21 protein-coding genes are annotated in these 26,352 nt (G+C 71.9%); 12 read left to right on the forward strand and 9 right to left on the reverse strand.

Going from position 1 to position 26,352, the window contains the following annotated elements; genetic code table 11:
* The first annotated feature begins 91 nt into the window (after positions 1-91).
* Positions 92-976 carry an ABC transporter ATP-binding protein gene (locus tag ACWGQ1_RS10690; RefSeq protein WP_136028486.1) on the forward strand — a complete coding sequence of 295 codons (885 nt, stop codon included), beginning with the start codon at positions 92-94 and terminating at the stop codon, positions 974-976.
* Positions 973-2,076 (forward strand): ABC transporter permease, encoded by a 1,104-nt coding sequence (locus ACWGQ1_RS10695; protein WP_247982337.1) that lies wholly within the window; start codon positions 973-975, stop codon positions 2,074-2,076. Before ACWGQ1_RS10690 ends, ACWGQ1_RS10695 begins: the two co-directional genes overlap by 4 nt.
* Before the next feature lie 66 nt (positions 2,077-2,142).
* On the opposite strand, the gene ACWGQ1_RS10700 is transcribed toward ACWGQ1_RS10695, so the two are convergent.
* Positions 2,143-5,604, reverse strand: coding sequence for a proline dehydrogenase family protein (locus ACWGQ1_RS10700; RefSeq protein ID WP_452312937.1), 3,462 nt, complete (start codon positions 5,602-5,604; stop codon positions 2,143-2,145).
* Positions 5,605-5,741: 137 nt separating this feature from the next.
* Between ACWGQ1_RS10700 and ACWGQ1_RS10705 the strand changes: the two genes are divergently transcribed.
* The 5 genes from ACWGQ1_RS10705 (at position 5,742) to ACWGQ1_RS10725 (ending at position 10,528) form a co-directional block, all read left to right on the forward strand.
* Positions 5,742-6,650, forward strand: a complete 909-nt coding sequence (locus ACWGQ1_RS10705; RefSeq protein ID WP_136035157.1) for a LysR family transcriptional regulator — start codon at positions 5,742-5,744, stop codon at positions 6,648-6,650.
* A gap of 60 nt (positions 6,651-6,710) precedes the next feature.
* Positions 6,711-7,307: a hypothetical protein gene (locus ACWGQ1_RS10710; RefSeq protein ID WP_452312938.1), complete on the forward strand. Its 597-nt coding sequence runs from the start codon at positions 6,711-6,713 to the stop codon at positions 7,305-7,307.
* 15 nt (positions 7,308-7,322) lie between these two features.
* Positions 7,323-8,198 carry a glycosyltransferase gene (locus ACWGQ1_RS10715; protein ID WP_452312939.1) on the forward strand — a complete coding sequence of 292 codons (876 nt, stop codon included), beginning with the start codon at positions 7,323-7,325 and terminating at the stop codon, positions 8,196-8,198.
* A gap of 106 nt (positions 8,199-8,304) precedes the next feature.
* Positions 8,305-8,892: a nitroreductase family protein gene (locus ACWGQ1_RS10720; protein ID WP_247982340.1), complete on the forward strand. Its 588-nt coding sequence runs from the start codon at positions 8,305-8,307 to the stop codon at positions 8,890-8,892.
* Between the two features lie 124 nt (positions 8,893-9,016).
* Entirely contained in the window at positions 9,017-10,528 is a 1,512-nt protein-coding gene (locus tag ACWGQ1_RS10725) for an APC family permease (protein ID WP_136035154.1), read from the forward strand.
* A gap of 57 nt (positions 10,529-10,585) precedes the next feature.
* On the opposite strand, the gene ACWGQ1_RS10730 is transcribed toward ACWGQ1_RS10725, so the two are convergent.
* Both ACWGQ1_RS10730 and coaBC read right to left on the reverse strand, forming a co-directional pair.
* A complete protein-coding gene (locus tag ACWGQ1_RS10730; protein WP_136035153.1) occupies positions 10,586-12,802 on the reverse strand; it encodes an ATP-dependent Clp protease ATP-binding subunit in 2,217 nt (738 codons plus the stop codon).
* Between the two features lie 121 nt (positions 12,803-12,923).
* A complete protein-coding gene (gene coaBC, locus ACWGQ1_RS10735) occupies positions 12,924-14,123 on the reverse strand; it encodes a bifunctional phosphopantothenoylcysteine decarboxylase/phosphopantothenate--cysteine ligase CoaBC (protein WP_247982341.1) in 1,200 nt (399 codons plus the stop codon).
* 136 nt (positions 14,124-14,259) lie between these two features.
* Between coaBC and ACWGQ1_RS10740 the strand changes: the two genes are divergently transcribed.
* Positions 14,260-14,958: an NRDE family protein gene (locus tag ACWGQ1_RS10740; protein WP_247982342.1), complete on the forward strand. Its 699-nt coding sequence runs from the start codon at positions 14,260-14,262 to the stop codon at positions 14,956-14,958.
* Between the two features lie 119 nt (positions 14,959-15,077).
* Here the strand turns inward: ACWGQ1_RS10740 and ACWGQ1_RS10745 are convergent, their stop codons facing one another.
* Positions 15,078-16,049: a GlxA family transcriptional regulator gene (locus ACWGQ1_RS10745; RefSeq protein ID WP_136035150.1), complete on the reverse strand. Its 972-nt coding sequence runs from the start codon at positions 16,047-16,049 to the stop codon at positions 15,078-15,080.
* Positions 16,050-16,134: 85 nt separating this feature from the next.
* On the opposite strand from ACWGQ1_RS10745, the gene ACWGQ1_RS10750 reads away from it, so the two are divergent.
* Both ACWGQ1_RS10750 and ACWGQ1_RS10755 read left to right on the forward strand, forming a co-directional pair.
* A complete protein-coding gene (locus ACWGQ1_RS10750; RefSeq protein ID WP_168387248.1) occupies positions 16,135-16,296 on the forward strand; it encodes a hypothetical protein in 162 nt (53 codons plus the stop codon).
* Positions 16,297-16,347: 51 nt separating this feature from the next.
* Entirely contained in the window at positions 16,348-16,989 is a 642-nt protein-coding gene (locus tag ACWGQ1_RS10755; RefSeq protein ID WP_452312940.1) for a hypothetical protein, read from the forward strand.
* A gap of 19 nt (positions 16,990-17,008) precedes the next feature.
* Here the strand turns inward: ACWGQ1_RS10755 and ACWGQ1_RS10760 are convergent, their stop codons facing one another.
* Positions 17,009-18,241 (reverse strand): glycosyltransferase, encoded by a 1,233-nt coding sequence (locus tag ACWGQ1_RS10760; RefSeq protein ID WP_452312941.1) that lies wholly within the window; start codon positions 18,239-18,241, stop codon positions 17,009-17,011.
* A 4-nt stretch (positions 18,242-18,245) separates the two neighbouring features.
* Positions 18,246-19,472: a glycosyltransferase gene (locus tag ACWGQ1_RS10765; RefSeq protein WP_136045519.1), complete on the reverse strand. Its 1,227-nt coding sequence runs from the start codon at positions 19,470-19,472 to the stop codon at positions 18,246-18,248.
* 125 nt (positions 19,473-19,597) lie between these two features.
* Here ACWGQ1_RS10765 and ACWGQ1_RS10770 point away from each other — a divergent pair, with 125 nt between their 5' ends.
* Positions 19,598-20,185 (forward strand): hypothetical protein, encoded by a 588-nt coding sequence (locus tag ACWGQ1_RS10770; protein WP_452312942.1) that lies wholly within the window; start codon positions 19,598-19,600, stop codon positions 20,183-20,185.
* A gap of 35 nt (positions 20,186-20,220) precedes the next feature.
* On the opposite strand, the gene ACWGQ1_RS10775 is transcribed toward ACWGQ1_RS10770, so the two are convergent.
* Together ACWGQ1_RS10775 and ACWGQ1_RS10780 are read right to left on the reverse strand one after the other, a co-directional pair.
* On the reverse strand, positions 20,221-20,631 hold the full coding sequence (locus tag ACWGQ1_RS10775; RefSeq protein WP_136035145.1) for an MmcQ/YjbR family DNA-binding protein: 411 nt from the start codon (positions 20,629-20,631) through the stop codon (positions 20,221-20,223).
* Between the two features lie 55 nt (positions 20,632-20,686).
* Positions 20,687-23,680: a glycoside hydrolase family 38 N-terminal domain-containing protein gene (locus tag ACWGQ1_RS10780; RefSeq protein ID WP_452312943.1), complete on the reverse strand. Its 2,994-nt coding sequence runs from the start codon at positions 23,678-23,680 to the stop codon at positions 20,687-20,689.
* 133 nt (positions 23,681-23,813) lie between these two features.
* Between ACWGQ1_RS10780 and ACWGQ1_RS10785 the strand changes: the two genes are divergently transcribed.
* Positions 23,814-24,839 (forward strand): substrate-binding domain-containing protein, encoded by a 1,026-nt coding sequence (locus tag ACWGQ1_RS10785; protein WP_452312944.1) that lies wholly within the window; start codon positions 23,814-23,816, stop codon positions 24,837-24,839.
* 19 nt (positions 24,840-24,858) lie between these two features.
* On the opposite strand, the gene ACWGQ1_RS10790 is transcribed toward ACWGQ1_RS10785, so the two are convergent.
* Positions 24,859-26,169 (reverse strand): glycoside hydrolase 5 family protein, encoded by a 1,311-nt coding sequence (locus ACWGQ1_RS10790; protein WP_452312945.1) that lies wholly within the window; start codon positions 26,167-26,169, stop codon positions 24,859-24,861.
* Positions 26,170-26,352: the final 183 nt, after the last annotated feature.

Below are 26,352 nucleotides of genomic sequence, written 5' to 3' on the forward strand. Positions count from 1 at the left end.
CCCCCTCCGCCCCACGGCTGAGGAGGGAAGGTCCGCCGCACGGGGGATGCCCTGGAACACGGTGCTCCGTAGCGTGAGGGGCATGACAGGACTGCTCGAACTCTCCGGCATCACCAAGAGCTACGGCTCTCGGCGCGTGCTCGACGACGTCTCCTTTACGGTCGCCCCCGGGCGCCTGACGGGCTTCGTCGGCGGCAACGGGGCCGGCAAGACCACCACCATGCGGATCGTCCTCGGACTGCTGTCGTCGGACGGCGGCCGCGTCGACCTCGATGGCGCCCCGCTCACCACCGCGGACCGCCGCCGCTTCGGCTACATGCCCGAGGAGCGCGGCCTGTACCCGAAGATGAAGGTGCTGGAGCAGATCGTGTATCTCGCGCGGCTGCACGGCTTCGCCAAGCAGGATGCCACCGCGCGCGCGACCGCGCTGCTCACGGAGCTCGGGCTCGGGGAGCGGCTGAACGACACGATCGAGTCGCTGTCGCTCGGCAACCAGCAGCGCGCGCAGATCGCCGCCTCCCTCGTGCACGACCCCGAGGTGCTGATCCTCGACGAGCCGTTCTCCGGGCTCGACCCGCTCGCGGTCGACGTGGTCGCCGGCGTGCTGCAGTCGAGCGCCGCGAAGGGCGCCTCGATCCTGTTCTCCTCCCATCAGCTCGACGTGGTGGAACGCCTGTGCGACGACCTCGTGATCCTCGCCGGTGGCACGATCCGCGCCGCGGGCTCGCGTGACGCCCTGCGCGCCGAGCACGCCCGCGACCGCTACGAGCTGGTGTCGGCGGGTGACGCGGGCTGGCTGCGCACCGAGCCGGGTGTCACGGTGATCGACTTCGAGGGCGGCTACGCCCTGTTCGACGCCGACGGTCCGGAGACGGCGCAGCGCGTGCTGCAGTCGGCGGTCGCCCGGGGCGACGTCGCGAGCTTCGCCCCCAAGCACCCGTCCCTCGCCCAGATCTTCAAGGAGGTCATCCAGTGAGCGCCCCCACCCCCTCCCCCACGCGCACGCCCAGCGGCATCTGGCTCGTCGCGGAGCGTGAGATCGGCTCGAAGCTGCGCAGCAAGGCGTTCCTCATCTCCACCGGGATCCTGCTCGTGCTCGCCCTCGCGGGTGTCCTGTTCGGCGGTTTCGCGAGCAAGAACACCGAAACCATGCCGGTCGCGGCGACGGCCGACACCGCCTCGGTCGTCTCGGCGATCCCGAACGTCGAGGTCACCACGGTCGCCGACGAGGCCGAGGCGGAGGAACTGGTCCGCGCGGAGAAGGTCGACGCGGCCGTGCTCCCGGCGAGCGGCACCGAGGGTCACACGGGTTACTCGATCGTCGCCCTGCAGGATGCTCCCGGCTCGCTGGTGTCGGCACTGTCTCTGTCGCCCGAGGTCGTGATCCTGGAACCGGTCACCACCAACCCGCTGCTGCGGTACTTCATCGCGATCGCGTTCGGCCTGGTGTTCATGATGGCCGCGGCGACGTTCGGCGGCACGATCGCGCAGAGCGTCGTCGAGGAGAAGCAGACCCGCGTGGTGGAGGTGCTGCTGTCGGCCATTCCCGCGCGCACCCTGCTGGCCGGCAAGGTGGTCGGCAACACGGTGCTGGCGATGGGGCAGATCCTCGCGCTGGCGGCCGTGGCGACGATCGGCCTGATCGTCACGGGTCAACGCGAGGTGCTGACCACGCTCGGTGCCCCGATCCTCTGGTTCGCGGTGTTCTTCCTGTTCGGGTTCATCCTGCTCGCGGCGATGTTCGCGGCGGCGGCCTCGATGGTGTCGCGCCAGGAGGACATCGGCTCCACGACCACCCCGATCACGATGCTGATCATGGCGCCGTACATCCTGGTGATCGTGTTCAACGACAACCCGCTGGTGCTGACGATCATGTCGTACGTGCCGTTCTCCGCCCCGGTCGGCATGCCCATGCGGCTGTTCGTCGGCGAGGCGCAGTGGTGGGAGCCGCTGCTGAGCCTCGTGATCCTGCTCGCGAGCTGCGTGGCCGCGATCGTGATCGGCGCGAAGATCTACGAGAACTCGCTGCTGCGGATGGGCTCGCGCGTCAAGCTCTCCGAGGCCCTGCGCGGCTGATCCCGCACGAGGAAGCCCCCTGCACCGCGGAGGTGCAGGGGGCTTCGGCGTGTGTGCGGCGGCGGGTCAGATGACGCCGTCGGACAGCGAGGTCGGGTTGCCGAAGCGGTGGTTGGTGATCGACACGGCCTGCTCGTGCAGGAACGGCAGGATCTCCACGCGACCAGCACCCGTCACCGCGTGCGACCACACGGCCACATCGGGCGAGCCCTCGAGCGCCTGGTACAGCGCCGTGGCGTCGCCGCCCACGAGCCGCACGCGCTGCCACGACCGGGCGCCCTTCGCGTAGCGCTTGGTCCAGGCCGCGTCGGACTCCGTCTTCACGGCGACCCCGGCGCCGGAGAGGGCCTTCGTCACGCGCGACGGCAGCGCCGCGGCCGACACGGTGAACGGGCTGCCGCTGCGCAGGGCGGCCGCGAGCACACGCACACCGTCGACGAGCGTCGCGCCCTCCGCGAGGCGCACGTCGACGGCGACCGGGCGGTAGCGGAACACGTTGCGCTCGACCCCGAGGCCGGACTTGTCGCTGACCGCCCCGAACTCGTCCACCCAGGCGCGCTCGTCGGAGGCGGCCGCGCGGTGCAGCCACTCGATCGCGGCCGGGTCGAGCTCGGGCGCGGCGGCCTCGAGCAGCCCCGACACCGCGGGGGTCACGGCGGCACCGGGCGCGGCGGCGGGCAGCTCGGCCGCCCGCCACTCGCCGAGACCGAACAGGTAGTTCGGGCCGCCCGCCTTGGCGCCGGCGCCCACGGCCGAGCGCTTCCACCCGCCGAACGGCTGCCGCTGCACGATCGCGCCGGTGATGCCGCGGTTCACGTACAGGTTGCCCGCCTCGACCCGGTCGAGCCAGGTGGCGACCTCGGCGGAGTCGAGCGAGTGCAGGCCGGCGGTGAGGCCGTAGTCCACGGCGTTCTGCAGGCGGATGGCCTCGTCGAGGTCTTTCGCGTGCATGATGCCGAGCACGGGGCCGAAGAACTCCGTGAGGTGGAAGTACGAGCCCTCGCGCACACCGGTCTTCACGCCGGGGGTCCACTGCTTCCCCTCGTCGTCGAGCTTGCGGGGCTCGACCAGCCAGCGCTCGCCCTTGTCGAGCGTGGTGAGCGCCGTGAGCAGCTTGCCGTTCGCGGGTTCGATGATCGGGCCCATCTGCGTGGCGGGGTCGTCGGGGAGCCCCACGCGCATCGAGGTCACGGCGTCGACGAGCTGCCGCTCGAACCGCTTCGAGTCCGCGACCGAGCCCACGAGGATCGCGAGGGAGGCGGCGGAGCACTTCTGTCCCGCGTGGCCGAAGGCGCTGCGGGCGACGTCGGCGGCGGCCAAGTCGAGGTCGGCGGAGGGCGTGACGATGATCGCGTTCTTGCCGCTGGTCTCGGCGAGCAGCGGCAGGTCGGCCCGGAACGAGCGGAACAGCCGCGCGGTCTCGTAGGCGCCGGTGAGGATGACCCGGTCGACCTGCGGGCTGGCGACCAGGCGGGTGCCGAGGTCGCGCGAGGCCAGGTCGACGAGGGCGAGGAGGTCGCGCGGCACACCAGCGGCCCACAGCGCCTCCACCATCACGGCACCGCAGCGCTGCGTGAGCTTGGCGGGCTTGATGATCGCACCGGAGCCCGACGCGAGGCCGGCCAGCACACCGCCCGCGGGGATCGCGACGGGGAAGTTCCAGGGCGGGGTGACCACGGTGACCTTCGACGGCACGAACTCCGCGCCCGTCACGGCCTCCAGGTCCTTCGCGCGCTCGGCGTAGTAGTGCGCGAAGTCGATGGCCTCGCTCACCTCGGGGTCGGCCTCCGCGATGGTCTTGCCCGCCTCGTTGGCCATGATCTCGATGAGCTGTCCCCGGCGCGCGGCGAGCTCGTCGCCCGCGCGGTGCAGCACGGCGGCACGCTCGGCGGCAGGCAGCGCCGCCCACCGCTCGGCGGCGGCGGTCGCGGCGCTGAAGACCGCGTCGAGCTCGGCCTCGGTCTCGATGCGGGCGGCGGCGATCGCGTCACGCCCCAGCGTCGTGGAGACGGAGCGGCGCAGGATGTCGCGACCCCAGGCGCGGTTCGCGGCGAGCGCGGGGTCGCTGTCCGGCTGGTTCGCGAAGCCCTCGGTCACGCCGGCGGGGCGCTCGTCCGCCCGGTTCTGCGTGCGGTGCGGTGCCGGAACCCGCTGCGACTCCGGCAGCCCGGCGTCGGCGGCGAGGGCGGCGAGGGAGCGCTCGAACCGCTCGCGCTCGCGCGTGAGCAGGGTCGGGTTCGACGCGAGTTCGAACACGGCCGACATGAAGTTCTCCGGGCTCGCGTTCTCCTCCAGGCGGCGCACGAGGTAGGCGATCGCGACGTCGAACTCGGCGGGGTTCACGACCGGCGTGTAGAGCAGCAGGCGGCCGACGTCCTTGCGCACGGCCTCGGCCTGACCGGTCGCCATGCCCAGCAGCATCTCGTACTCGACCGCGTCGGTCACGCCACGCGCCTTCGCGAGGAGCCAGGTGTAGGCGATGTCGAACAGGTTGTGTCCGGCGACGCCGATGCGCACCGCGTCGAGGCGCTCGGGGGTCATGGCCCAGTCGAGCACCCGCTTGTAGTTCGTGTCGGAGTCCTGCTTGGTGCCGTAGGTCGCGAGCGGCCACCCGTGCACGGTCGCGTCGACCTCTTCCATCGCGAGGTTGGCGCCCTTGACGACGCGGACCTTGATGGGCGCCCCGCCCTTGGCCCGGCGGGCGGTGGCCCACTCCTGCAGGCGCTGCATGGCACCGAGCGCGTCGGGCAGGTAGGCCTGCAGCACGATGCCGGCCTCGAGGTCTTCCAGCCCGGGCTGGTCGAGGATGCTCGTGAAGGCCGCGATCGTCAGGTCGAGGTCGCGGTACTCCTCCATGTCGAGGTTGATGAACTTGGCCTTGCCCGCAGCCTCCGCCTTCGCGGCGAGCCGGTAGAGCGGCGTGAGCTTCTCGACCACGTCGGCGACGGCCTCGTCGAACGACCACATCGACAGCTGGCTGACGACGCTCGACACCTTGATCGACACGTAGTCGACGTCGGGGCGGGCGAGGAAGTCGTACGTGCCCTGCAGGCGGCGGCCGGCCTCGCGCTCGCCCAGCACGGCCTCGCCGAGCAGGTTGAGGTTCAGGCGGTTGCCGGTCTTGCGCAGCTTCGCGATCGCGGGCCCGAGCTTCGACGGGGTGGCGTCGAGCACGAGGTGGCCCACCATCGCCCGCAGCACGCGACGCGAGATGGGGACGACGACGCCGGGGAGCTTGGGCGCCCAGAAGCCGCCGGCCTTGATCGCGGCACGCAGGTAGCCGGGCAGCAGCGTGGGGGTGATGTCGCTGAGCTCGGCGAGCTTGCGGCCGGCGACGCGGAGGTCTTCCGGACGCATGACGCCGTCGACGAAGCCGACCGTGAAGTCGAGACCGTTCGGGTCTTTGAGCACCTCGGAGAGGCGCTGAGCGGCGGGCTCGACGGGGTGGGTCTCGCTCTCGGCGAGCCAGCGCTGCACGAGTGCGGCGACCTCTTCCGTGCGGGGCGTGGTGTCGTCGATGACGGTCATGGGCGGGGTTACCTTCCTCGGCAGCGCACACCCGGGTGACGTGTGCGGCTGGATCATTGTCCAGCCGCTCGGTAGGCTCCGTCTATCAACCGATTCGAGTGGATTCTGTTCACTCAGACTTAACAGACGCGAGGCCCGTGCTCGACATCACCCGCCTGCGCATGCTCGTGGAGCTGTCGCGTCGTGGCACGCTCTCCGCGGTCGCCGACGCACTGTCCTACAGCAAGGCCTCGGTGTCGCAGCAGCTCGCGGCCCTCGAGCGCGACGTGGGCGTCCCCCTGCTGCGCCGGGTGGGGCGCGGCGTGCAGCTCACCCCGCAGGGCACCGTGCTGGTGACCGAGGCGATCGGCATCCTCGACCAGCTCGAGCACGCCAGGGTCGCGGTCGCGGAATCGCTCACCGAGGTGACGGGGACCGTGCGTCTGGCCGTGTTCCAGTCCACCGCCCACTCGCTCCTGCCCCGCGCCCTCGCCGCGCTCGCGGAACGTCACCCCGCCCTCCGGGTCGAGGTGACCGAGCGCGACCCGGAGTCCGCCCTCGACGCGGTCTCCGGCCGGGAGGACGACCTCATCCTCGCCGAGCAGTATCCGGGGCACAGCCGTCCGATCCACGCCGATCTCGACCGGGTCGCGCTCGCGCACGACGCGATCGCGCTCGCCCGGCGCCCCGGTTCCCCCGCGCACGGCGACCCCGCGACGACACTCCGGTCGACCAGCACGGCCCCCTGGGTGCTGGAGCCGGCGGGCACCGCCTCGCGCGCGTGGGCCGAGCAGCTGTGCCGCACCGCGGGGTTCGAACCGGACGTGCGCTTCGAGCTCGCCGACCTCACGGCGCACATCCGCCTGATCCACGCCGGGCTGGCGGTCGGGCTGCTCCCCGAGCTGGTGTGGGCGGGCGACACCCCGACCGTCGACCTCTCCCCGCTGCCGCGCTCCCCGCGCCGCGAGATCTTCTCCTCCGCGCGACGGGTGTCGGCCGCCGCCCCGTCGATCCGCGCCGTGCGGGCGGCCCTCGCCGACGCCGCCTCGCACAACCTCCTCGACTGATCCGCCCGGTCATCCGCGAGGAGGACGCGCCCCGGAGGGCCCCGGGCTATCCTCGGCAAGATGTCGCTCTTCCCTCCCCGCCTCCCGGCCGCCCGGCACTTCGCCCTCACCTGGGGCATCACGGAGCAGTACGGGGGGATGACGAGCGCGATGCTGCGCCGGTCCCGCTCGTTCCGCCGGATCGGGGGCGTCGACGTCGACCTGCTGACCCTCGACGACGGCCCCGACTACCCCGAGCTCTCGGAGCGGCTGCGGGCGAAGGGCGAGCTGATCGACGGGCTGCGCATCCGCAACCTGTGGGACGAGCTGCGCGCCACCCCGCCCGCACCCCGGGGCGTCATCCCGACGCTGCCGCCGCTGCTGGCCCCGGAAGACGACGACACCGTGCGCGAGCACGACGGCGTGGTGCTCAGCCGCGCACGCCGAGACGGGGACGGACACCTGTCGGTCGACCGGTTCCGCCGCGACGGCTCCCTCCTGGCGACCGAGCGCGAGGGGGCGGAGCGGCGCGTGGTCGTCTACGGCGTCGACGGGACCCCGCTGCGCTCCTGGCGCACCAGCTGGGGGCTGTACCGCTGGTGGTTCGACCGCCTGACGGCGGGGCGCGCGAGCTTCCTGCTGGTCGACTCGAAGACCGCCGCGCGAAAGGGCGCGTGATACCGCCGTGACCACGTGACGACCCTGCACGTCGTGCACGCCTCGCACCGGGTGGCCGGACGCCCGCGGACGCTCCGCGCCTCCCGGGAGGGCGTCCTGCGACGCGCGGGAGACTTCGACGAGATCGTGGTGCTGACCGAGCGGCAGCGCAGCGACCTCGTGGAAGACCTGGCCGCCCTGGGCGTGCAGGCCCGCGTGCGCACGATCCCGAACGAGGTGACGCTGCCGCCCGCGGTCTCCGCACCCCGTCCGGCCACCCGCGGCGTGGTGGTCGCGTCGCTGGACAAGCGCAAGCGCCTGGGCCACGCGATCGAGGCGCTCGCGAAGGCCCACACCGCGGACGCCCGGATCGAGGCCGACGTCATCGGCGAGGGCCCGGACGAGCCGAAGCTGGCCGCGCGCATCCGCGATCTCGGCGCCGAGGAGTGGATCCGGTTGCGCGGCTTCGACCCGCACGCACGGGAGGAGTTCGCGACCGCCGGGTTCAGCCTGCTCACGTCGACGTCGGAGGGGCTGCCCCTCGTGCTCGTGGAGAGCATGGCGGCCGGGTGCATCCCGCTCGCCTACGACATCCGCTACGGCCCGGCCGACATGATCCGCGACGGGGTGAACGGCTTCCTGCTCCCCGAGGGCGACGTGGACGGGCTCGCCCGGCGGATCGCGGAGCTCGCCGCGATGCCGCCCGGGCGGGTCGAGGGCATGCGGAGGAAGGCGCGGGCCAGGGCGGCCGAGTTCTCCGACCGGGCGATCACCCGACGGTGGGCGCGCGAACTCCGGGCCGCGTACGACGCGAAGCTGCTGACGGCCGCACGGGAGCAGCCGATGGGCGTGCGGGCGCGGCGACTCGCGGGCGTGGTGCGGCGCCGGGCCCGGTGGGCGCTCGGCCGCTGAGCATCCGCCGCTGACGCGCGGGAATATGCATGCGCATGTATGAGTTGGGTGGGGAGTAGCCCGGACGACGGCGTCCGATCCATCCCACCGTCCGAAAGGCACTTCCGTGAGCACTCCCGTCATCGACCGCACCGCCCCGACCGAGCACCCCGTCCTCGACGTCCTCGCCGGTCGCTGGAGCCCCCGCGCCTACGACGCGCAGAACGCGATCGACGAGGACAAGCTCGCCACCGCCCTGGAGGCCGCCCGCTGGAGCCCCTCCGCCAACAACACCCAGCCCTGGCGCTTCCTGGTCGCCCGTCGCGGCACCGCGCTCCACGCGCAGATCGTCGACGCGCTGATGGGCTTCAACCAGGCGTGGGCCGGCAACGCCGCGGCGCTGATCGTCGCGATCGCCGAGACCGAGACCGCCGACGGCACGCCGCTCACCCACGCCCTGTACGACCTCGGCCAGGCCGTCGCCCACCTCTCCGTGCAGGCGCACCATGACGGCCTCGTCGTGCACCAGATGAGCGGCTTCGACTCGGAGGTCGTGCGCGAGTTCGCCGACCTGGAGCCGCGCTTCACCCCCACCACCGTCATCGCGCTCGGCGAGCTGGGCGACATCGCCGCGCTGCCCGAGCCGCTGCAGGAGCGCGAGGTCGCGCCGCGCGTGCGTCGCCCGATCGCGGAGACCGTGCTCCTCAGCGCCTGAGTTGAGCGCTCACCGGCGGCTCCGCCGCGACGAGGCCCGGTCCCCGCACGGGGCCGGGCCTCGCCGTATCGGGCGGACTTTTGTGAGGGGTGCGGCACGACCCCCCGCACCTACAATCGTCGGCATGGCATTCCAGCGCAGGGTCAAGTCCGTCGAGCAGTCGATCGCCGAGACCCACGACGAGCAGAGATCGCTGAAGCGATCCCTCGGCGTGTGGGATCTCGCCGTCATGGGTGTCGCGGTCGCGGTCGGCGCCGGCATCTTCTCCGTCGGCGCCGAGGCTTCCGCGCGACACGCGGGCCCGGCCGTCATCATCTCGTTCATCATCGCGGCGGCCGTCTGCGGTCTCGCGATCCTCTGCTACGCGGAGTTCGCCTCCTCCATCCCGGTGGCCGGGTCCGCATACACGTTCACGTACTCGACGCTGGGCGAGTTCCTGGCCTGGATCATCGGCTGGGATCTCATCCTCGAGATGCTGATGGCCTCCGCGGTGATCGCCAAGTACTGGGGCGTCTACCTGGGCGACGCCGTGTCGCTGTTCGACCTGCAGATCCCGATGACGCTGCAGCTCGGCCCGCTCAGCTTCGACTGGGGTCCCGTCGTGATCGTGGCGATCTTCACCGTGCTGCTCGCGCTCGGCACGCGGCTGTCCAGCCGCGTCAACAGCGTGTTCACGGTCATCAAGGTCGCGATCGTGCTGTTCGTCATCGTCGTGGGGCTGTTCTTCATCAACGGCGCCAACTACACCCCGTTCGTGCCGCCGGCGCAGGAGGGCGTCGCCTCGGAGAGCGCCTGGACGCAGTCGCTGTTCTCCTTCATGACCGGCGCCGACCCGTCGATCTACGGCGTGTTCGGGATCCTCAGCGGCGCGGCCCTGGTGTTCTTCGCGTTCATCGGGTTCGACGTCGTCGCCACCAGCGCCGAGGAGACGAAGGACCCCAAGCGCACCGTGCCGCGTGGCATCATCCTCGGGCTCGTGATCGTGACCGTGCTCTACGTGCTGGTCGCAATCGTCATCACCGGGATGGTGTCGTACACCGAGCTGGCCAAGCTCGACGAGCCGTCGCTGTCCAGTGCGTTCGAGCTGGTCGGGGCGACGTGGGCGGCGCAGGTGATCGCGATCGGCAGCCTCGTGGGGCTCACCACGGTGGTCATGGTGCTGCTCATGGGTCTGGCGCGCGTGGTCTTCGCGATGAGCCGTGACGGCCTGCTGCCCCGCTCGCTCAGCGTGACAGACGCCAAGCGCGGCACGCCCATCCGCATCCAGCTGATCGTCGGGGTGGTGATCGCGATCATCGCCGGATTCACCGACGTGCAGGTGCTGGGCGACATGATCAACATCGGCACCCTCTCGGCGTTCGTGCTCGTGAGCATCGGGGTGCCGATCCTGCGCAAGAGCCGCCCCGACCTGGAGCGGCCGTTCACGGTGCCGCTGTCGCCCTGGCTCCCGTGGATCTCCGCGATCGCCTGCTTCTGGCTGATGCTGAATCTCAGCACCGAGACCTGGGTGCGGTTCGCGATCTGGCTCGCGCTGGGCCTGGTGATCTACTTCGCCTATTCCCGCCGGCACTCGCTGATCGGCCGGGAGCTGGAGCGCGACGCCCTCGGCGGCCTCCGCAGCCGCCCGTCGGACTGACGGCGAAGAGCCCCGCCCCGGGTTTCCGGGACGGGGCTCTCGTGTGGTGACGGAGTCTCAGTCGTCGAGCAGCTCGGCCTCGATCACGTCGTCGTCGTCCTCCGCGGGCTCGGGCTCAGGGGTCGTCGACGTGAGCACGAGTCCCGAGCCGTCGGCCGCCACGTCCACGCGGACGGTGTCGCCGTCGCGCACGCCACCGGAGAGCAGCGCCGTGGCCAGCTTGTTCTGCACCTCGGTCTGGATGAGCCGGCGCAGCGGCCGCGCACCGAACATCGGGTCGTAGCCGCGTTCGGCGAGCCACGCCCGGGCGTCCGGGGTGACGGCGAGCGTGAGCCGGCGGTCCTTGAGCCGGTCGTGCAGCTGGTCGACCGACAGCTCCACGATCTGCGCGAGGTCGTCCTCGCTCAGCGCGCTGAACATCACGATGTCGTCGAGCCGGTTGAGGAACTCCGGGCGGAACGCCTGCCGCACCAGCGCCATCACCTGCTCGCGCTTCTCGTCGGGCGAGAGCACGGGGTCGATGAGGATCGGCGAGCCGAGGTTCGAGGTGAGGATCAGGATCACGTTCGAGAAGTCGACCGTGCGACCCTGGCCGTCGGTGAGGCGGCCGTCGTCGAGCACCTGCAGCAGCACGTCGAACACCTCGGGGTGCGCCTTCTCCACCTCGTCGAGCAGCACCACGCTGTACGGACGACGCCGCACGGCCTCGGTGAGCTGGCCGCCCTGCTCGTAGCCGACATACCCGGGAGGGGCGCCGACGAGCCGGGAGACCGAGTGCTTCTCGCCGTACTCCGACATGTCGATGCGCACCATGGCGTGCTCGTCGTCGAAGAGGAACGCGGCGAGCGCCTTGGCCAGCTCAGTCTTTCCGACACCGGTCGGACCGAGGAACAGGAACGATCCGGTCGGACGGCCGGGGTCGCTGATGCCCGCACGGGAGCGGCGCACCGCGTCGGACACGGCCTTCACGGCATCCTTCTGGCCGATCAGGCGCTTGCCGAGCTCGTTCTCCAGGTGCAGCAGCTTCTCGCTCTCGCCCTGGAGCAGACGCCCGACGGGGATGCCCGTCCAGGCGGCGATCACCGCGGCGATGTCCTCCTCGGTCACCTGCTCGTTCACCATGCGCGGCTCGGTCGAGGTGGTCGCCTCCGCCTGCTCCGCTTCGGCGATCTCGCGCTCCAGCCGCTTGATGGTCTCGTACTCGAGCTTGGACGCCTTCGTGTAGTCGGCGTTGCGCATCGCGAGGTCGCGCTGGGTGACGGCGTCGTCGAGCTGCTTCTTCAGCTCGCCGACGCGGTTGAGCCCCTGACGCTCGCGCGCCCAGCGGGCCTCGAGGCCGGCGAGCTCCTTCTCCAGCTCGACCAGGTGCTCGCGCAGCGCGCCGAGGCGCTCCTTCGAGGCGGCATCCTTCTCACGCTTGAGGGCCAGCTCCTCCAGCTTGAGCCGGTCGACCTGACGCTTGAGCTGGTCGATCTCGACCGGGGAGGAGTCGATCTCCATCTTGAGCCGCGACATCGACTCGTCGATCAGGTCGATGGCCTTGTCCGGGAGCTGCCGAGCGGGCAGGTACCGGTTGGACAGGGCGGCCGCCGCCACGAGGGCGCTGTCGGAGATCGTCACCCCGTGGTGCGCCTCGTAGCGCCCCTTGAGGCCGCGGAGGATCGCGATCGTGTCCTCGACCGATGGCTCGCCGACATACACCTGCTGGAACCGGCGCTCCAGGGCCGCGTCCTTCTCGATGAACTCGCGGTACTCGTTGAGCGTGGTCGCGCCGATGAGCCGCAGCTCGCCGCGGGCCAGCATCGGCTTGAGCATGTTGGAGGCCGCGACGGAGCCCTCCCCGCCGCCCGCGCCCATGAGCACGTGCAGCTCGTCGATGAAGGTGATGACGCGCCCGTCCGATTCGGTGATCTCCTTGAGCACCTGCTTCAGCCGCTCCTCGAACTGCCCGCGGTACATGGCACCGGCCACGAGGGCGGAGATGTCGAGCGTGACGAGCTCCTTGTCCTTCAGCGACTCGGCCACGTCGCCCGCGACGATGCGCTGCGCGAGCCCTTCGACGACGGCCGTCTTGCCGACGCCGGGCTCGCCGATCAGCACCGGGTTGTTCTTGGTGCGACGCGTGAGGACCTGGCTGACGCGTCGGATCTCGCTGTCCCGTCCGATGACGGGGTCGAGCTTGCCCTCGCGGGCGCGGTCGGTCAGGTTGATGCCGAACTGCTCGAGGGCGGACTGCTGTTCCTGGTTCGGGGATCCGGTCTGCGGGGTGGTCATGCGCTCCTCCTGGAGGTACTCCTTCTGGTCGGCCCCGCCGCCGAAGTCCGGGGACGGGATAAAAAGTTGAGCCGTGTTGACTCAAGTTTACCATTCCGGGGGTCGTGCCTCCAGCCCGTCGTCACCTCTCCCGGACGATGGCATCCCAGACCGCGGCGGCGACCTCGCGCTTCGACCCCGATGCGGTGCCGGCCGCGGTACCGCCAGGACCGAGGATGTGCACGGTGTTCTCCGCGCGCTCGAAGCCGCGGTCCCAGCCGACCTCGTTCACCACCAGCAGGTCGACCCCCTTGCGCTGCTGCTTCGCGCGGGCGCGGTCGAGCATCTCGGCCTCGTCCTCCGGCGTCTCCGCGGCGAACGCGATCACGAGCTGTCCCGCGCGCCGAGCGGCCGCGAGCCCGGCGACGATGTCCTCGTTCTCCACGAGCTCGATCGGCGGCACGCCCCCGGTGTCCTTCGTGAGCTTGCGCGCCGACACCTCGACCGGGCGATAGTCGGCCACCGCCGCCGCCATGACCACGACCTGGGCGTCCGCGCCCGCCTCGGCCATCGCGGCGGACAGCTCCGCGGCCGTGCCGACCGTGACCACCCGGATGCCCGGATGCCGCGCGGCCTCGCGCACGTCGCCCGACACGTTCGCCGCCACCAGGGTCACCTCGGCTCCGCGGGCGGCGGCTTCGGCGGCCAGGGCGACCCCCTGCCGCCCGCTGGAACGGTTGCCGAGGAAGCGCACCGGATCGATCGGCTCGCGCGTGCCACCCGCCGACACCACCACGCGGACGCCGGCGAGGTCGCCGGGCGTGAGGAGGGCCTGCGCCGCCGCGAACACCTCCTCCGGCTCCGCCATCCGCCCCGGACCGCTGTCGCCACCCGCCAGCTCGCCGTCGGCCGGACCGACCACGTGCACGCCGCGCTCACGGAGCGTGCCCATGTTCGCCTGCGTGGCGGGGTGCCGCCACATCTCCGCGTGCATCGCCGGGGCCACCAGCACCGGCGCCTCGGTCGCGAGCAGGGTGGTGCCCAGGAGGTCGTCGGCCAGCCCTGCGGCCATCTTCGCGAGCGTGTTGGCGGTCGCGGGCGCCACCACCACGAGCTCCGCGGCCTGCCCGAGCGCGACGTGGCGCACCTTCGCCACATCGTCGTGCACGCTCGTGGTGACCGGGTGCCTGCTGATCGCCTCCCACGTCGGCAGCCCCACGAAACGCAGGGCGTCCGCCGTGGGCACCACTGTCACGTCGTGACCCGCCTTCGTCAGCAGGCGCACCAGGTGCACCGTCTTGTAGGCGGCGATGCCGCCCGTGACCCCCACCACGATGTTCACGTCTCGATTCTGCCCCAGCCCGCCCCCGCCCGGGCCTGCAGGATCGCAGAGGGGCCGGGCACGCCCGGTCCCGCGCACGTCGTCGACGCCGCGCCGGGAGGGCCCCGGCGCGCGCGGGCGACCTAGACTCGGGAGGGTGTGCACGGTCGTGATCGATGTCGAGACTGCCGGTTCGGCACGGCTCCTGGCCGTGCGAGACGAGGATCCTCACCGCGAGTGGGACGCGCTCGGCCCGTGGTGGCCGGAGCAGTATCCGGGGGTGATCGGCATCCGCGACCGCCGGGCGGGCGGGGCCTGGCTCGCGGTGAACCCGCAGGAGCGCCGCCTCGCGGTGCTGCTCAACCGTGCCGACGTGAACGACCTCCCCGGCCCCGCGGCATCGCGCGGATCGCTGCCGCTCGAATCGGTGTCGGGCCGTTCGCCGCAGGGCCTCCCCCGCATGCACGGGTTCAACCTGCTCGAGGTGGGGCCCGACGGCGCGCGGGTGGTGTCGTGGGACGGCGCGGCGCTGCGCGAGACCCCGGTGACGCCCGGAACCCACATGATCGCGCACGACGACCTGGACGACGAGCAGACGCCGCGCATCACCGCGTGGCTGCCGGAGTTCCGCGCCCTCGGGCCCGCCGCGGCGAGCGCCGACTGGGTCGCGGAGTGGACGGCGCTGCTCGGGGCCTCCGCGGAGCTGTCACCCGAGGACGACCGCGCGATCATCCGCGACAACCGTCCGCACGGGTATCCGACGCAGTCGCTGCTGTACGCCGTGGCCGCGGTCACCCCCGCGGGGGTCGAGGTGCGCGACGTCACCCTCCCGTCCCCCGCGCACTGGACCGCCTGACCCGCGGCACCCTGACCCACGGCACCCTGGCCTTCCGGATCGAAACCGCGCCTCCCCGCGCCTCCCCCGGCCCGTTATCCACCCCGCACCGCCCGGCACCGACCCGGCGCGCCCGCGACTCAGGCCGCGGGCACCGCGTCGTCCGCGCACGAGAACCGCGCTCGATAGGCCGTGGGCGTCACGCCGAGCACCCTGGCGAAGTTCTGCCGCAGCACGGCCGCCGAGCCGAAGCCGCACTCGCCGGCGATGTGCTCGAGCGGCAGGTCGGTGCGCTCCAGCAGACGCTGCGCGTGGATGATGCGCTGCCGGGCGAGCCACGCGGCGGGTGTCGCACCGTACTCGGCCTTGAAGCGCCGCGCGAACGTGCGGGGCGACATGAGCGCCCGGCCGGCGAGGTGGTCGACGCTGAGCTCCTCGCGCAGGTTCTCCACGGCCCAGTCGGCGACCGCGGCGAGGGAGTCCGACGGCGCCACCGGGATGGGGCGGTCGATGAACTGCGCCTGACCGCCGTCGCGCTGCGGCGGCACGACCATGCGGCGGGCGATGCGGTTGGTGATCTCGGCCCCGAGCTCCTGGCGCAGCAGGTGCAGGCACGCGTCGATGCCCGCGGCGGTCCCGGCGCTGGTGATGATGCGGTCGTCCTGCACGAACAGCACGTCGGGGTCGATGTCGATCCGCGGGTACATCTCGGCCATGGTGTGCGCGTACATCCAGTGGGTCGTGGCACGGCGCCCGTCGAGCACCCCGGCCGCCGCGAGGATGAACGATCCGCTGCACACGCTCATGACCCAGGCGCCCCGGTCGACCGCGGCGCGGGCGAGATCGGTCAGGCGCTCGTCGATACGACCCCAGGTCGAGCGGGGCACGGGGCAGAACACCACGAGGTCGGCTTCGTCGGCGAAGGTCAGGTCGTGCTCGACGTTGACGGAGAAGCCGATCTTGGAGCGCACGACCCCGGGCTCCGGCGCGACGATGCGGAAGTCGAAGTTCGGCACGCCGTCGTCCGAGCGGTCGAGGCCGAACGCCTCGCACGCGACACCGAACTCGAAGGGGGCGAATCCGTCCTGGATGACGCAGGCGACCGTCTTCATGCACTCTCCCGGTTGGCAGTTTTCTGTCGTAGAGGGTCGTTTCTGCCACTCGTGGCCGTAACCCGCTGCGCGTAGCTTTTCTGCCATGATACTCATCATCGCGCTTCTCGCCATCGCCGGGTGGGCGGTCGTCGCCACGATCGTCGAACTGCGCCGCGACGGCTACCGCCCCACCCCCACCGACTGGAGCCGTGTCTCCGGTCGCGACGTGCACCAGCAGGCCGAGCCGGGTCACGGCTACCGCTGACCGTCGCACAACCCCCTCGTCGCGCCACGGCGGCGCGGCTACGCTCGGGGCATGAGCGACCCCCAGCAGCCCGCCGAGTCCGCACCCGTGCCACCGCCGCCCGCCCCTCCCCTCACGGCCGAGCCGCGCTACCCCGCCGCGCCGCCCCCGGGGTACCCGAGCTCCGCGCCCTCCTTCCCCCACCCCGCCGCATCGCCGGCCGCCCCCGCCTCGACGACCGCGGCTCCCGGTGCGACCGGCCCGACCGCGAACCCGTACGCCACCGCCCCGTCCGCGGCACCGGACGGCACCCCCTACCCGCCCGCGTACCCCACGGCCGTCACGCCGGGAGGCCCCGGGTACCCGCAGTTCCCGGTCGGCGCCCCGCCCCGCACCGCCGCCGACCGTGTCAGCTCGCTCGGCCGGGTGGCGTTCATCGTCGCGGTCGTGGTGTTCGCCCTCGACCTGCTCCTGATCCTCGGGCGCCCGTTCCTCTACATGGGCGACCGCGGCTACTCGCTGATCGGATTCGTCGAGGGCGCGTCGTCCGTCGTCGGCTTCCTGGGCTACGCGGTCGCGCTCGTGCTGGGCATCGTCGCCGCGCGCCGCCCCGGCTCCCGGCTGTTCGCGGGGATCGCGATCGGCATCTCCGGCGCCGGACTGCTCGGGATCGTCACCGTCTGGCTGGCCTCGATGTTCTACCGCTTCGTCTGATCGACGACGAGGGTCCCGCTCACCGGCCGTCCCGCACGCGCTCGTACACCGCGACCATGGCGGCGGTGCGCGACGACTGGCGGAACGCCTCGGCGACCGCCGGAACGGGGGACGGAGCGGCGCCCGCGGCGATGTCGGCGGCGGCACGACGCAGCGTCTCCGCGAGGGCGGCGGTCCGGTGCGCCTCGCGCTCGCGCTCCGACGCGGTGGGGTCCGCCTCCGGTACGGCCCACAGCCCGCCCTCGAGCTCGGCCGCGATGTCGGGGTCGCACACCACCGAGGGCGTGCCGAGCGTCGCGGCCTCGAACGGGGTCATGCCCTGCGTCTCGAAGCCGATGGAGGTCTGGACGAGCGCGTCGGCGTCGGCGATGCGCGCGAGCGTCTGCGCGTAGGTGAGGCGCCCCGCGAAGGTCACGCCGTCGCGACCGGCGACGATCCGTTCCGCGGCCGCGCGCTGCGCGCCGCCCCCGATGACCTCCAGGTCGGCGTCGACGCCCGAGGCCACGAACGCCTCCAGGAACGGCAGCAGGCGCTTCTCCGGGCTCATCCGTCCGAGCCACACGAAGCGCGGACGCCCCGGGCGGCGCTCGGCGGGCGCCGCGGCGAGGGTGCTCGCCCGCACGTCGTCGTCGATGCCGTTCCAGATCACGTCGACGTGCGGGAACACGCCGTTCTGCTCCAGACGCCGGGCGAAGTGACCGGAGGGCGCGGTGACCGCCGAGGCCCCGGCCGCGAGCCCGCGCAGGTACGACCAGCCGTCACTGCCCCCCACGCGGATCCCGATGCCCCGCAGGGCACGGCGGCGCCACGCGTTGAGCACCGCGAGCACGGGACGATGCAGCGGGGTGACCGCCGCGAGGCCCACATCGACGCGGTTGTGCATGGTGTGCACCACGGGGAGCCCGTGCCACTGGGCGTAGCGGTGTCCGATGAACGCCCCCCAGAAGTCGGCCTGCACGTGCACGAGGTCGACGGGAGGGCGCTGCGTCATGGCGCGGTCGAGGGCGCGGTCGGTGGCGCGGCCCGGCCAGCTCATCGCGTACTCGCGGTCGAGTGTGATCGGGACGGACGGGAGGTCGACGTAGGCACCGGCCGGCACGTCGCCCTCGGGAACGCGGTGCGCGTGCATGCGGGGCGCGACCACCGTCACGGTGTGCCCCGCCCTCTCCAGAAAGGTCCGCTGCAGCCGCATCGACACCTGCGCGCCACCGAGGGAGTCCAGGTGCTGATCGCCGAAGAAGACGATGTGCATGCGGTTACTCCGGCAGCGGCTCGTCGCGGTACAGCGCCTCGAAGGTGTCGAGCGTGCGGTTGATGTCGTGGATCGCGACGCCGTCGAGCGAGGCGTGCTGCATCCGCTCGTACTCGCCCGGCGAGGCGGTGAGGACATCGGTCAGTCGCGCGGCGAGCTCGTCGACGTTGCCCGGCTCGAACAGGTGGCCGTTCTCGCCGTCGTGCACCAGGTGCGGCAGGGCCACCGCGTCCGCGGCGACGATCGGCAGCGCCGACGCCATGGCCTCCATGGTCGCGATCGACTGCAGCTCGGCGATCGACGCGATCACGAACAGGCTCGCGCGCGACAGCAGGGCGCGCAGCTCCTCGTCGGTCGTGCGGCCGTGGAACGTGACCCGGTCGGCGAGACCGAGCTGCGCGGTGAGGCTCTCGAGCTGCTTGCGCTGATCTCCGCCGCCGACGATGTCGAACGTCGTGTTCAACGCGGGGTCGAGCTTCGTCATCGCCTTGAGGATGACCTCGACCTGCTTCTCGGCCGTGAGGCGCCCGACGAACACCAGGCGGTTCTCCTCGCGCGGCGCGATCACCGGCGTGTACTGCGAGCGGTCGATGCCGCAGCTCACCGGGATGACGTTGCGTACCTCGACCGTCTTCTCGAGGAAGTCGGCGGCACGGCGGGTCGGGGTCGTGATGGCGCGGGTGAGGTCGAACGTGCGCTTCGCGTCGGCCCAGGCGAACTTCAGCACCAGGTCGTCGATGAACTTCGGCATGGTCGTGTGATCGAGGATGTTCTCGGCCATCACGTGGTTGGTCGCGATGACCGGGATGCCGCGCTGCTTCGCGATGCGCGCGAGGCCGCGTCCGATCACGATGTGCGACTGGATGTGCACGACGTCGGGCTGCACGCGGTCGAGCACCTTCCGCGCGTAGTGCTTGGAGCGCCACGGCCACACGAAACGCAGCCAGTCGTGCGGGGCCCAGCGCACGGACGGCAGCCGGTGCAGCGTCATCGGCTCGCCCTCGATCACCTCGGTGTGAGGCGCCGAGCGGCGGTACGCCTGGTTGGGGGCGACCACGTGCACGTCGTGTCCGCGCTGGACGAGGCCGGCCGCGAGACGCTCGGCGAAGCGGGCGGCACCGTTGATGTCGGGCGCGAAGGTGTCGCAGCCGATCAGGATCTTCAGCGGGCGGGGGGCTTCGGCGGCGTCGGGGGACGCCTCGGTCGGATCGTCGGAGGGGGTCACAGACATGCTGCCTTACGATGGGGCGGCCAAGGGAAAGCCCTGGTCGGGCGCACGCAACTCTACCCGAGGGCCCTGCCCGGGCCGCCGAGGCATACCGGCATCCGCCCAGCCGGAGCCGTTAGCGTTGGCGCATGCGACTGACTGCCGACGCCGACCCCCAGCTGTGGATCCCCGTCACCGACTCCCTCGGTTGGAAGGGGCGCCGGCACCGGAAGGCCGCGATCCGCATGCTGCTGGGACAGGTGAACGCGGCGGTGGGGGCGACCGAGCGCCCTGGATCGCGCTTCGGCGCGTGGGCCATGAGCCAGGCCGCCCCGATGCTCATGAAGAAGGCCGACGGCCGTGTGCTGGTGTGGACGTGGAAGGCCGAGCCCGAGCTGGTGGTGGCGATGGCGACCGCCCAGGTGCTGACGCCCGATGTGCGCATCGCCCGAGCGTCGATGCCCATGGAGTACGACGACACCACCTCGTTCCCGACGCGGCTCGGGACCGGCGAGAAGCTGGTGGTCGCGATGCCGCCCTCGCCCGCGACGCCCCCGTTCACGACGTACACGTGGGACACCGGCACGCACCTGATCACGCTGACGGCGGTGTGCGCCGACCGGGAGCGCTTCGGCACGCTCGGCACCGCGCTCGACGACCTCGCCCGGAGCATCCGCATCGCCGACGACCTCACCGGCGGCGAGTCGCCCGACGTGCTGCGGCTGCCTCCGGCCTGACACCCTCGACGTCCACCGCCGGGTGCGGGAAGGACTCACGCGAGGCCGTGCGCAGCGAGCCAGTCCTTCGCGACAGTGGCCGGAACACGCACGAGCCAGGCGTCGGTGACGAGCTCCGCCAGCCGCTCCGCGTCCACCACGTCCAGGCGTACGAGCAGCGCCGGGTAGCCGTCGAAGTGCGGGATCGAGAACAGCGCCTCCGGCTCCGCGGCCAGCAGCGCCTCCTTCTCGCCCTGATCCGCCACGCGCACCGACAGCACCTCGCCGTCGGGCCACTGCCGACCGAGCTCGGCCAGCTGGCGCAGATCGGCGCCGGTCGGGCCGCGCAGCCCCGCGAACTGCCCCTGCGTCACGCGCCACCCGGGCAGACCCGTGTGACCGTTGACGGCCTCGGTGACCCCGGGCAGCGCGAGCGCGATCCGCCGCACGTCGTCGATCGTCGCCATCCCGTCATGCTCCCGCACGCCCCGCCCGCGCACAACGCCCGGGCCCGCGCGGGGGTCAGCGCGCGATGCGGAGGGTGCGCACCTCGAACGGACGCAGGTGCAGCGCTCCACCCGTCCGCGCGTCGTCGAGGTCGTCCTCGATCAGGCTCACCTCGCGCACCTCGCGATGCTCGAAGCCGACCGCCAGCTCGCCCGTGGTCCGACGCCCGAGGGCTTCGTACACGCGCACGATCACGTCGCCCGAGCCGTCGTCGGCGAGCTTGACCGCCGACACCACGATGCCCTCGCCCGACACGCTCACCAGGGGCTCGACCTCGCGGGCACCGCGCACGACGGTGGGCAGCGCGTTGAACCGGATTCCCTCGGCCGTGGCGATCGCGGCGTCCGCGCCGATCACGAAGCCGACCTCGATGGCGTGGTGCCCGTGGTCGGTGTCGGGGTCGGGGAACCGCGGCGCGCGCAGCAGCGAGAGCCGCACGGTCGTGGTCACCCCGTCGTCACCGACCTCGCGCGAGGTGTCGTAGCCGTAGATCGAGTCGTTGACGAGCGCGGCGCCGAAGTCCTGCTCGCGCACCAGCACGAAGCGGTGCATCGAGGTCTCGAACTTCGCGGCCTCCCAGCTCGTGTTCGTGTGGGTGACGCGGGCCTGGTAGCCGAACTGGGTCTCGGCCTCGGTGTGCGACGCCTGGATGTCGAGCGGGAAGGCGAGCTTGAGCAGCTTCTCGGTCTCGTGCCAGTCGACCTCGTTGCGGAGTACCACGGTGCGCGAGTCGGGCGCGAGGAGGATCGTCTGCGTGATCGTCGACTCCGAGAACCTGCGCTCGACCACGATCGTCGCGACACCGTTCACCACCGAGGCATCGATCGACGACACCGCGGTGAGGTCCTCGACGCTGTTGCGGTAGTAGCGGTCGATGTCCCACGCGTCCCACATGTTGGGGAAGTCCTGGTGCAGCTGGAACAGGTTCGCGGCCCTGCCCGGCGCAACCGTCTCGCGGCCCGACGCCCTGTCGACCGCCGACACGATGAGGCCCTCCGGCGACACCACGACCGACACGAGCTCGTTGTCCAGGCGCCAGCCGCCGTCCGTTTCGGTGAGCGTCACCGGGCTCGCGGTCGGCTCCCCGACGAACGCCGCCCCGAGCGCCCGTCCGCCCGCGACCGAGGTCGGCTCGAACCGCAGCTCACGGTCGCCCTCCCCCGCGAGCGACCGGCGTGCGCGCTGCGCGATGTCGCGCGCCTCCGACAGCACGTCGGAGAGCACGGCGACGGCCTCACGGTGCACCCACGCGATCGAGGTGCCGGGGAGGATGTCGTGGAACTCGTGCAGCAGCACGGCCTGCCAGAGCCGGTCGAGCTCCGCCTGCGGATACGCGGCCCCCGTGCGCACGGCGTCGGTCGCGGCCCACAGCTCCGCCTCGACCAGCGCGTGCTCGGCCCAGCGGTGCATCGCCTTCGTGGCGTGCTGGCTGGTGAGAGTGCCGCGGTGCAGCTCGAGGTACAGCTCGCCCACCCACACGGCGGGGTGCGGCAGCTCGGCCTTCGCGGCGTCGAAGAAGTCGTCCGGGTGCTCCCAGACGACCTGCGCGCTGCCCTCGAGGTCGCGCAGGCGCGCGGCCTTGCCCGTCATCTCCCGGGTCGTGCCGCCACCGCCATCACCCCAGCCGACCGGGGCGATCGACCGCGACGTGACACGGTTCTCCTTGAACTGCCGCGCGGCCTTGGCGACCTCCATGCCGCTGAGCTGCGAGTTGTAGGTGTCCATCGACGGGAAGTGCGTGAACACCTGCGAGCCGTCGATGCCCTCCCACAGGAACGAGTGGTGCGGGAAGACGTTCTGCTGGTTCCACGAGATCTTCTGCGTGAAGAACCACTCGAACCCGGCGCGGCGCATGAGCTGCGGCAGCGCGGGCGAGTAGCCGAAGCTGTCGGGCAGCCACACGCCCTTCGACCGGATGCCGAACTCGCGCTCGAAGAAGCGCTGGCCGTGCGAGAACTGCCGCACGAGCGACTCGCCGGTGGGCATGACGGTGTCGGACTCGACCCACATGCCGCCCAGGGGCAGGAAGCGCCCCGCGGCGACCGCGGCTCTGACCCGCTCCCACACCTCGGGGCGGTGCTCCTTGATCCAGGCGTACTGCTGCGCGCTGGACATGCCGTACTGGAACTCGGGCTGCTCGTCGATGAGCGTGGTCATGGACGAGGTGGTGCGGGCGACCTTGCGGATGGTCTCGCGCACGGGCCACAGCCATGCGGAGTCGATGTGCGCGTGGCCGACCGCCGAGATGCGGTGCGCGCTCGCCTCGGCCGGGGCCGCGAGCACGTCGGCGAGTCGGGCGCGGGCGTCGGCGGCCGTCTCGACGAGGCGCTGGAGGTCGAGCACGTCGAGGGCGTCGTCGAGCGCCTGGAGGATGCGCATGCGCCGCGGCGAGGTCGCCGGCAGCTCGGCCTGCAGCTCGAACAGCACCTCGATGTCGAGGGACAGGTCGAACACCTCGGGCTCGAACACCGCGAGGTCCATGCGGCGCAGGCGGTACAGCGGCTCCTTCGACGAGGTGAGGATGTCGCCCTCCTGCGTCGGAAGGAAGGGGTGGTAGTCGAGCAGCACCGGGTTCGACGCTCCCTCGAGGTACAGCTCGACGGGCTCGTCGCCGTGGGCGTTCTCGGCGATCGGCACCCACTGGTTGCGCGGGTTGATGCTCTTGATCGGCGTGCCGTCGGGGCGGTACGCGAGGGCCTCGCACTGGAAGCCGGTCATGTTCACGTCGAAGCCGAGGTCGATCAGCGCCTCGACACGGCGCCCCTTCCAGTCGGCCGGCACGCGCCCCGTGAGCTTGAACCACGTGGTGCCCCAGGCCGGGCCCCACAGCGACCCGACCGCGCCCGGCGCGTAGTCGAGCGCCAGCCCCTCGGCCGGCGGGATCGGCTCCCCGGGCAGTTCGTGCAGCTCGACGGTCAGCGGCACGGAGGCCGAGTGGATCGCGGGACGGATGCGCTCTTCCAGCACGCGCTTGACGCGGCCGACGGTGAGCGAGGTGTCGTCATGCATGGCTGTTCTCCGGGCTCGACGGTGAGGGGGCATTCTGATGCTATCCGATTTACTAAAACGATCTAGCGATTCGAGTCTACGGCACACCCACGACGCTCCCGCGAGGCTAAACCGATCAAGTAGGGTGATGCCTATGGCCTCGGGGAAACGCGTCACGATCGCGGACATCGCGCGACTGGCCGGCGTCTCCCCCGGTGCCGTCTCCTTCGCCCTGAACGGTCGCCCCGGCGTGAGCGAGGAGACCAGGCAGCGCATCCTCGCGATCATCGAGGAGCACCACTGGCAGCCCAGTTCCGCGGCACGCGCCCTGGTCGGCGCCCGTGCCAACGCGGTCGGCTTCGCACTCGCCCGCCCCGCCCGCTCGCTGGGCTCCGAGGCCTTCTTCACCGATCTGATCGCCGGCATCGAATCGCGGCTGTCGGAGAGCAAGGTCAGCCTGCAGCTGCGCCTGGTCGCCGACATCGACGAGGAGATGGAGGTGCACCGCCAGTGGCGGTCGTCGAACCAGGTCGACGGCATCATCTACATCGATCCGCGCGACGACGACCCGCGCGCGGCGAACATCGCGTCGCTGGACGCCCGCGCCGTGATGATCGGGTCCGAGCCGTCCGCGGAGGGCGACGTGCCGAGCGTGTGGATCGGCGACGAGGAGGTGGCCGAGACGCTGTTCTCCTACCTCGCGGCCCTCGGGCACACCCGCATCGCCTACGTCGCCGGACCCGCCGAGCTCGAGCACACGCGCCTGCGCGCCGAGGTGCTGGAGCTCCTCGCGGCGGACGGCATCGCGGGCGAGGTCATCGCGACCGACTTCTCCCCCGCACGCGCCTCGGCGGTCACGCGCACTCTGCTCTCCGGCAAGCAGCGCCCGACCGCGATCGTCTACGACAACGACGTGATGGCGGTCGCCGGACTCCGCGTCGCCCAGGAGATGGGGCGCACCGTGCCGCGCGACGTCTCCCTCGCCTCCTTCGACGACTCGGTGATCGCCGGGCTCATCAACCCGTCCATCACCGCCATGACGCGCGACACGTTCGAGCTCGGCGAGCAGGCGGCCACCCTCCTGCTGCAGCAGATCGAGGCGGGCGCGACCCTGCCCAGCGTCGCCGGTCCCACGCCCACCCTCACGGCGCGCGAGAGCACGGCGCCGCCCGCGTCCTGACGCGCGCCGACGGATGGTGTCAGGCGTCGACGACGGTGTTGACCGAGCCGTAGCGGCCGACCGCGTCGCCCGCGAGGTCGGGGCGGATCAGCTCACGGATGCCCCGAGCCTCCAGCGCCGCGGGGTCTGCCGCGTCGGCCGAGGTGACCAGGGCCGGGTCGAGTCCGGCTGTGCACGCATCGACCCACGCCTGGAACACCGCCCCTCCCGGGCTCAGCGCGGCCCGGCTCACCGGCACGTCGCGCTCGTCCACCTCGACCACGATCCCGGTCGGCCGCGCCGGGGCAGCCGTGCGCGCGCGCAGCTCGGGGATCAGCTCCGCGAACCGCCGGCCGATCGGCTTGGCCGCGCCGGACTGGTCGACCAGGCCGAGCGAATACTCCAGGTCGGGGAAGTCGCCCAGGTCGCGGCTCACGTCGTGGGAGCACCACCACGTGACGCCCCAGAGGTTCTCGGTCCGCGCCGAGGAGCGCAGCGTCGCCTCCAGGAACCCGGGCATCTCGTCGGGTTCCAGACAGTTCGACGGCGCTCCGACCTCCTGCAGCCACACCGGGCGCTGCGGGTCGGTCGCGAACGCCCGCGACAGCTCGATCAGATACTCGGCGTGCCGGTCGGCGGCGACGGAGCGACCGCCGTAGCGCTGCGCCGTGCCGTTGAAGATCCACGAGTGGATCGTGGTCATGGCGCCCAGGCGCGAGGCGTGCGCCGGGGTGAACCCGTGCTCGTCCATGTACCAGACCGCGTCGTACTCGCTGTGCACGTGAGGAAGTCCGGGAGCGGCCTCCCCCGCGGCCGCGAGCAGGGTCTCGATCCACGCCCCGGCCTCGTCGACCGTGACCGGCCACGGCGCCGGGTGCGTGTGCGCCGAGAACTGGTTGACCTCGTTGCCGAGCGTGAGGCCGAGGAAGTTCGGGGCATCGCGCAGCGCCTCCGCGAGCCGCTGCACCAGGGCGACCTGCCCGTCGAGCGCCCTCGGATCGGTGAACATGTTGCGGTCGTGCCAGGTGTACAGCCAGGCGGGCACGAAGTCGAAGCTCGACAGGTGGCCCTGGATCACGTCGACGCCCGCGTCGAGCTCGAACTCGGCGGCGATGTCGACCATCGCCCGCACGTCGTCGAGAGCCTTCGGGCGGATGAGGGTGCGGTTCGGCTGCAGCACGGTCCACAGCGGGAACACGCGCACGTGGTCGAGGCCCAGTTCGGCGAGGGCGGCGAAGTCGCGGCGCACGTCGTCGGGCGTGAAGTCGAGCCAGGAGTGCATCCAGTCCTTCGACGGCGTGTAGTTCGCCCCGAACCTCAGGGGAGCGTCGAGAGCGCCACGCTGCGTCATGTGTTCGCACCTTTCGGACAGAGCCCCCCGACGAGGGCGGATCGCACCACTATAACGCTTGAGCAGCGAGACCGCGGCACGAGATTCCGCTCGCCGCCTGCGCTCCGCGCGCCCTCTCTTGACACCGATGGATTCGGATGGTTTCATCAGCTAAAGCGCTGTAGTCCCGTCCTGTCGGACCCG

This window comes from Microbacterium sp. NPDC055599 (assembly GCF_053618975.1).

What these genes read in the sequence shown, in the direction of transcription:
- ACWGQ1_RS10700 (WP_452312937.1), bottom strand. Translation starts at nt 5,604, where the DNA reads ATGACCGTCATCGACGACACCACGCCCCGCACGGAAGAGGTCGCCGCA.
- ACWGQ1_RS10710 (WP_452312938.1), top strand. Translation starts at nt 6,711, where the DNA reads ATGTCGCTCTTCCCTCCCCGCCTCCCGGCCGCCCGGCACTTCGCCCTC.
- ACWGQ1_RS10725 (WP_136035154.1), top strand. Translation starts at nt 9,017, where the DNA reads ATGGCATTCCAGCGCAGGGTCAAGTCCGTCGAGCAGTCGATCGCCGAG.
- ACWGQ1_RS10730 (WP_136035153.1), bottom strand. Translation starts at nt 12,802, where the DNA reads ATGACCACCCCGCAGACCGGATCCCCGAACCAGGAACAGCAGTCCGCC.
- ACWGQ1_RS10745 (WP_136035150.1), bottom strand. Translation starts at nt 16,049, where the DNA reads ATGAAGACGGTCGCCTGCGTCATCCAGGACGGATTCGCCCCCTTCGAG.
- ACWGQ1_RS10750 (WP_168387248.1), top strand. Translation starts at nt 16,135, where the DNA reads ATGATACTCATCATCGCGCTTCTCGCCATCGCCGGGTGGGCGGTCGTC.
- ACWGQ1_RS10755 (WP_452312940.1), top strand. Translation starts at nt 16,348, where the DNA reads ATGAGCGACCCCCAGCAGCCCGCCGAGTCCGCACCCGTGCCACCGCCG.
- ACWGQ1_RS10760 (WP_452312941.1), bottom strand. Translation starts at nt 18,241, where the DNA reads ATGCACATCGTCTTCTTCGGCGATCAGCACCTGGACTCCCTCGGTGGC.
- ACWGQ1_RS10765 (WP_136045519.1), bottom strand. Translation starts at nt 19,472, where the DNA reads ATGTCTGTGACCCCCTCCGACGATCCGACCGAGGCGTCCCCCGACGCC.
- ACWGQ1_RS10770 (WP_452312942.1), top strand. Translation starts at nt 19,598, where the DNA reads ATGCGACTGACTGCCGACGCCGACCCCCAGCTGTGGATCCCCGTCACC.
- ACWGQ1_RS10775 (WP_136035145.1), bottom strand. Translation starts at nt 20,631, where the DNA reads ATGGCGACGATCGACGACGTGCGGCGGATCGCGCTCGCGCTGCCCGGG.
- ACWGQ1_RS10780 (WP_452312943.1), bottom strand. Translation starts at nt 23,680, where the DNA reads ATGCATGACGACACCTCGCTCACCGTCGGCCGCGTCAAGCGCGTGCTG.
- ACWGQ1_RS10785 (WP_452312944.1), top strand. Translation starts at nt 23,814, where the DNA reads ATGGCCTCGGGGAAACGCGTCACGATCGCGGACATCGCGCGACTGGCC.
- ACWGQ1_RS10790 (WP_452312945.1), bottom strand. Translation starts at nt 26,169, where the DNA reads ATGACGCAGCGTGGCGCTCTCGACGCTCCCCTGAGGTTCGGGGCGAAC.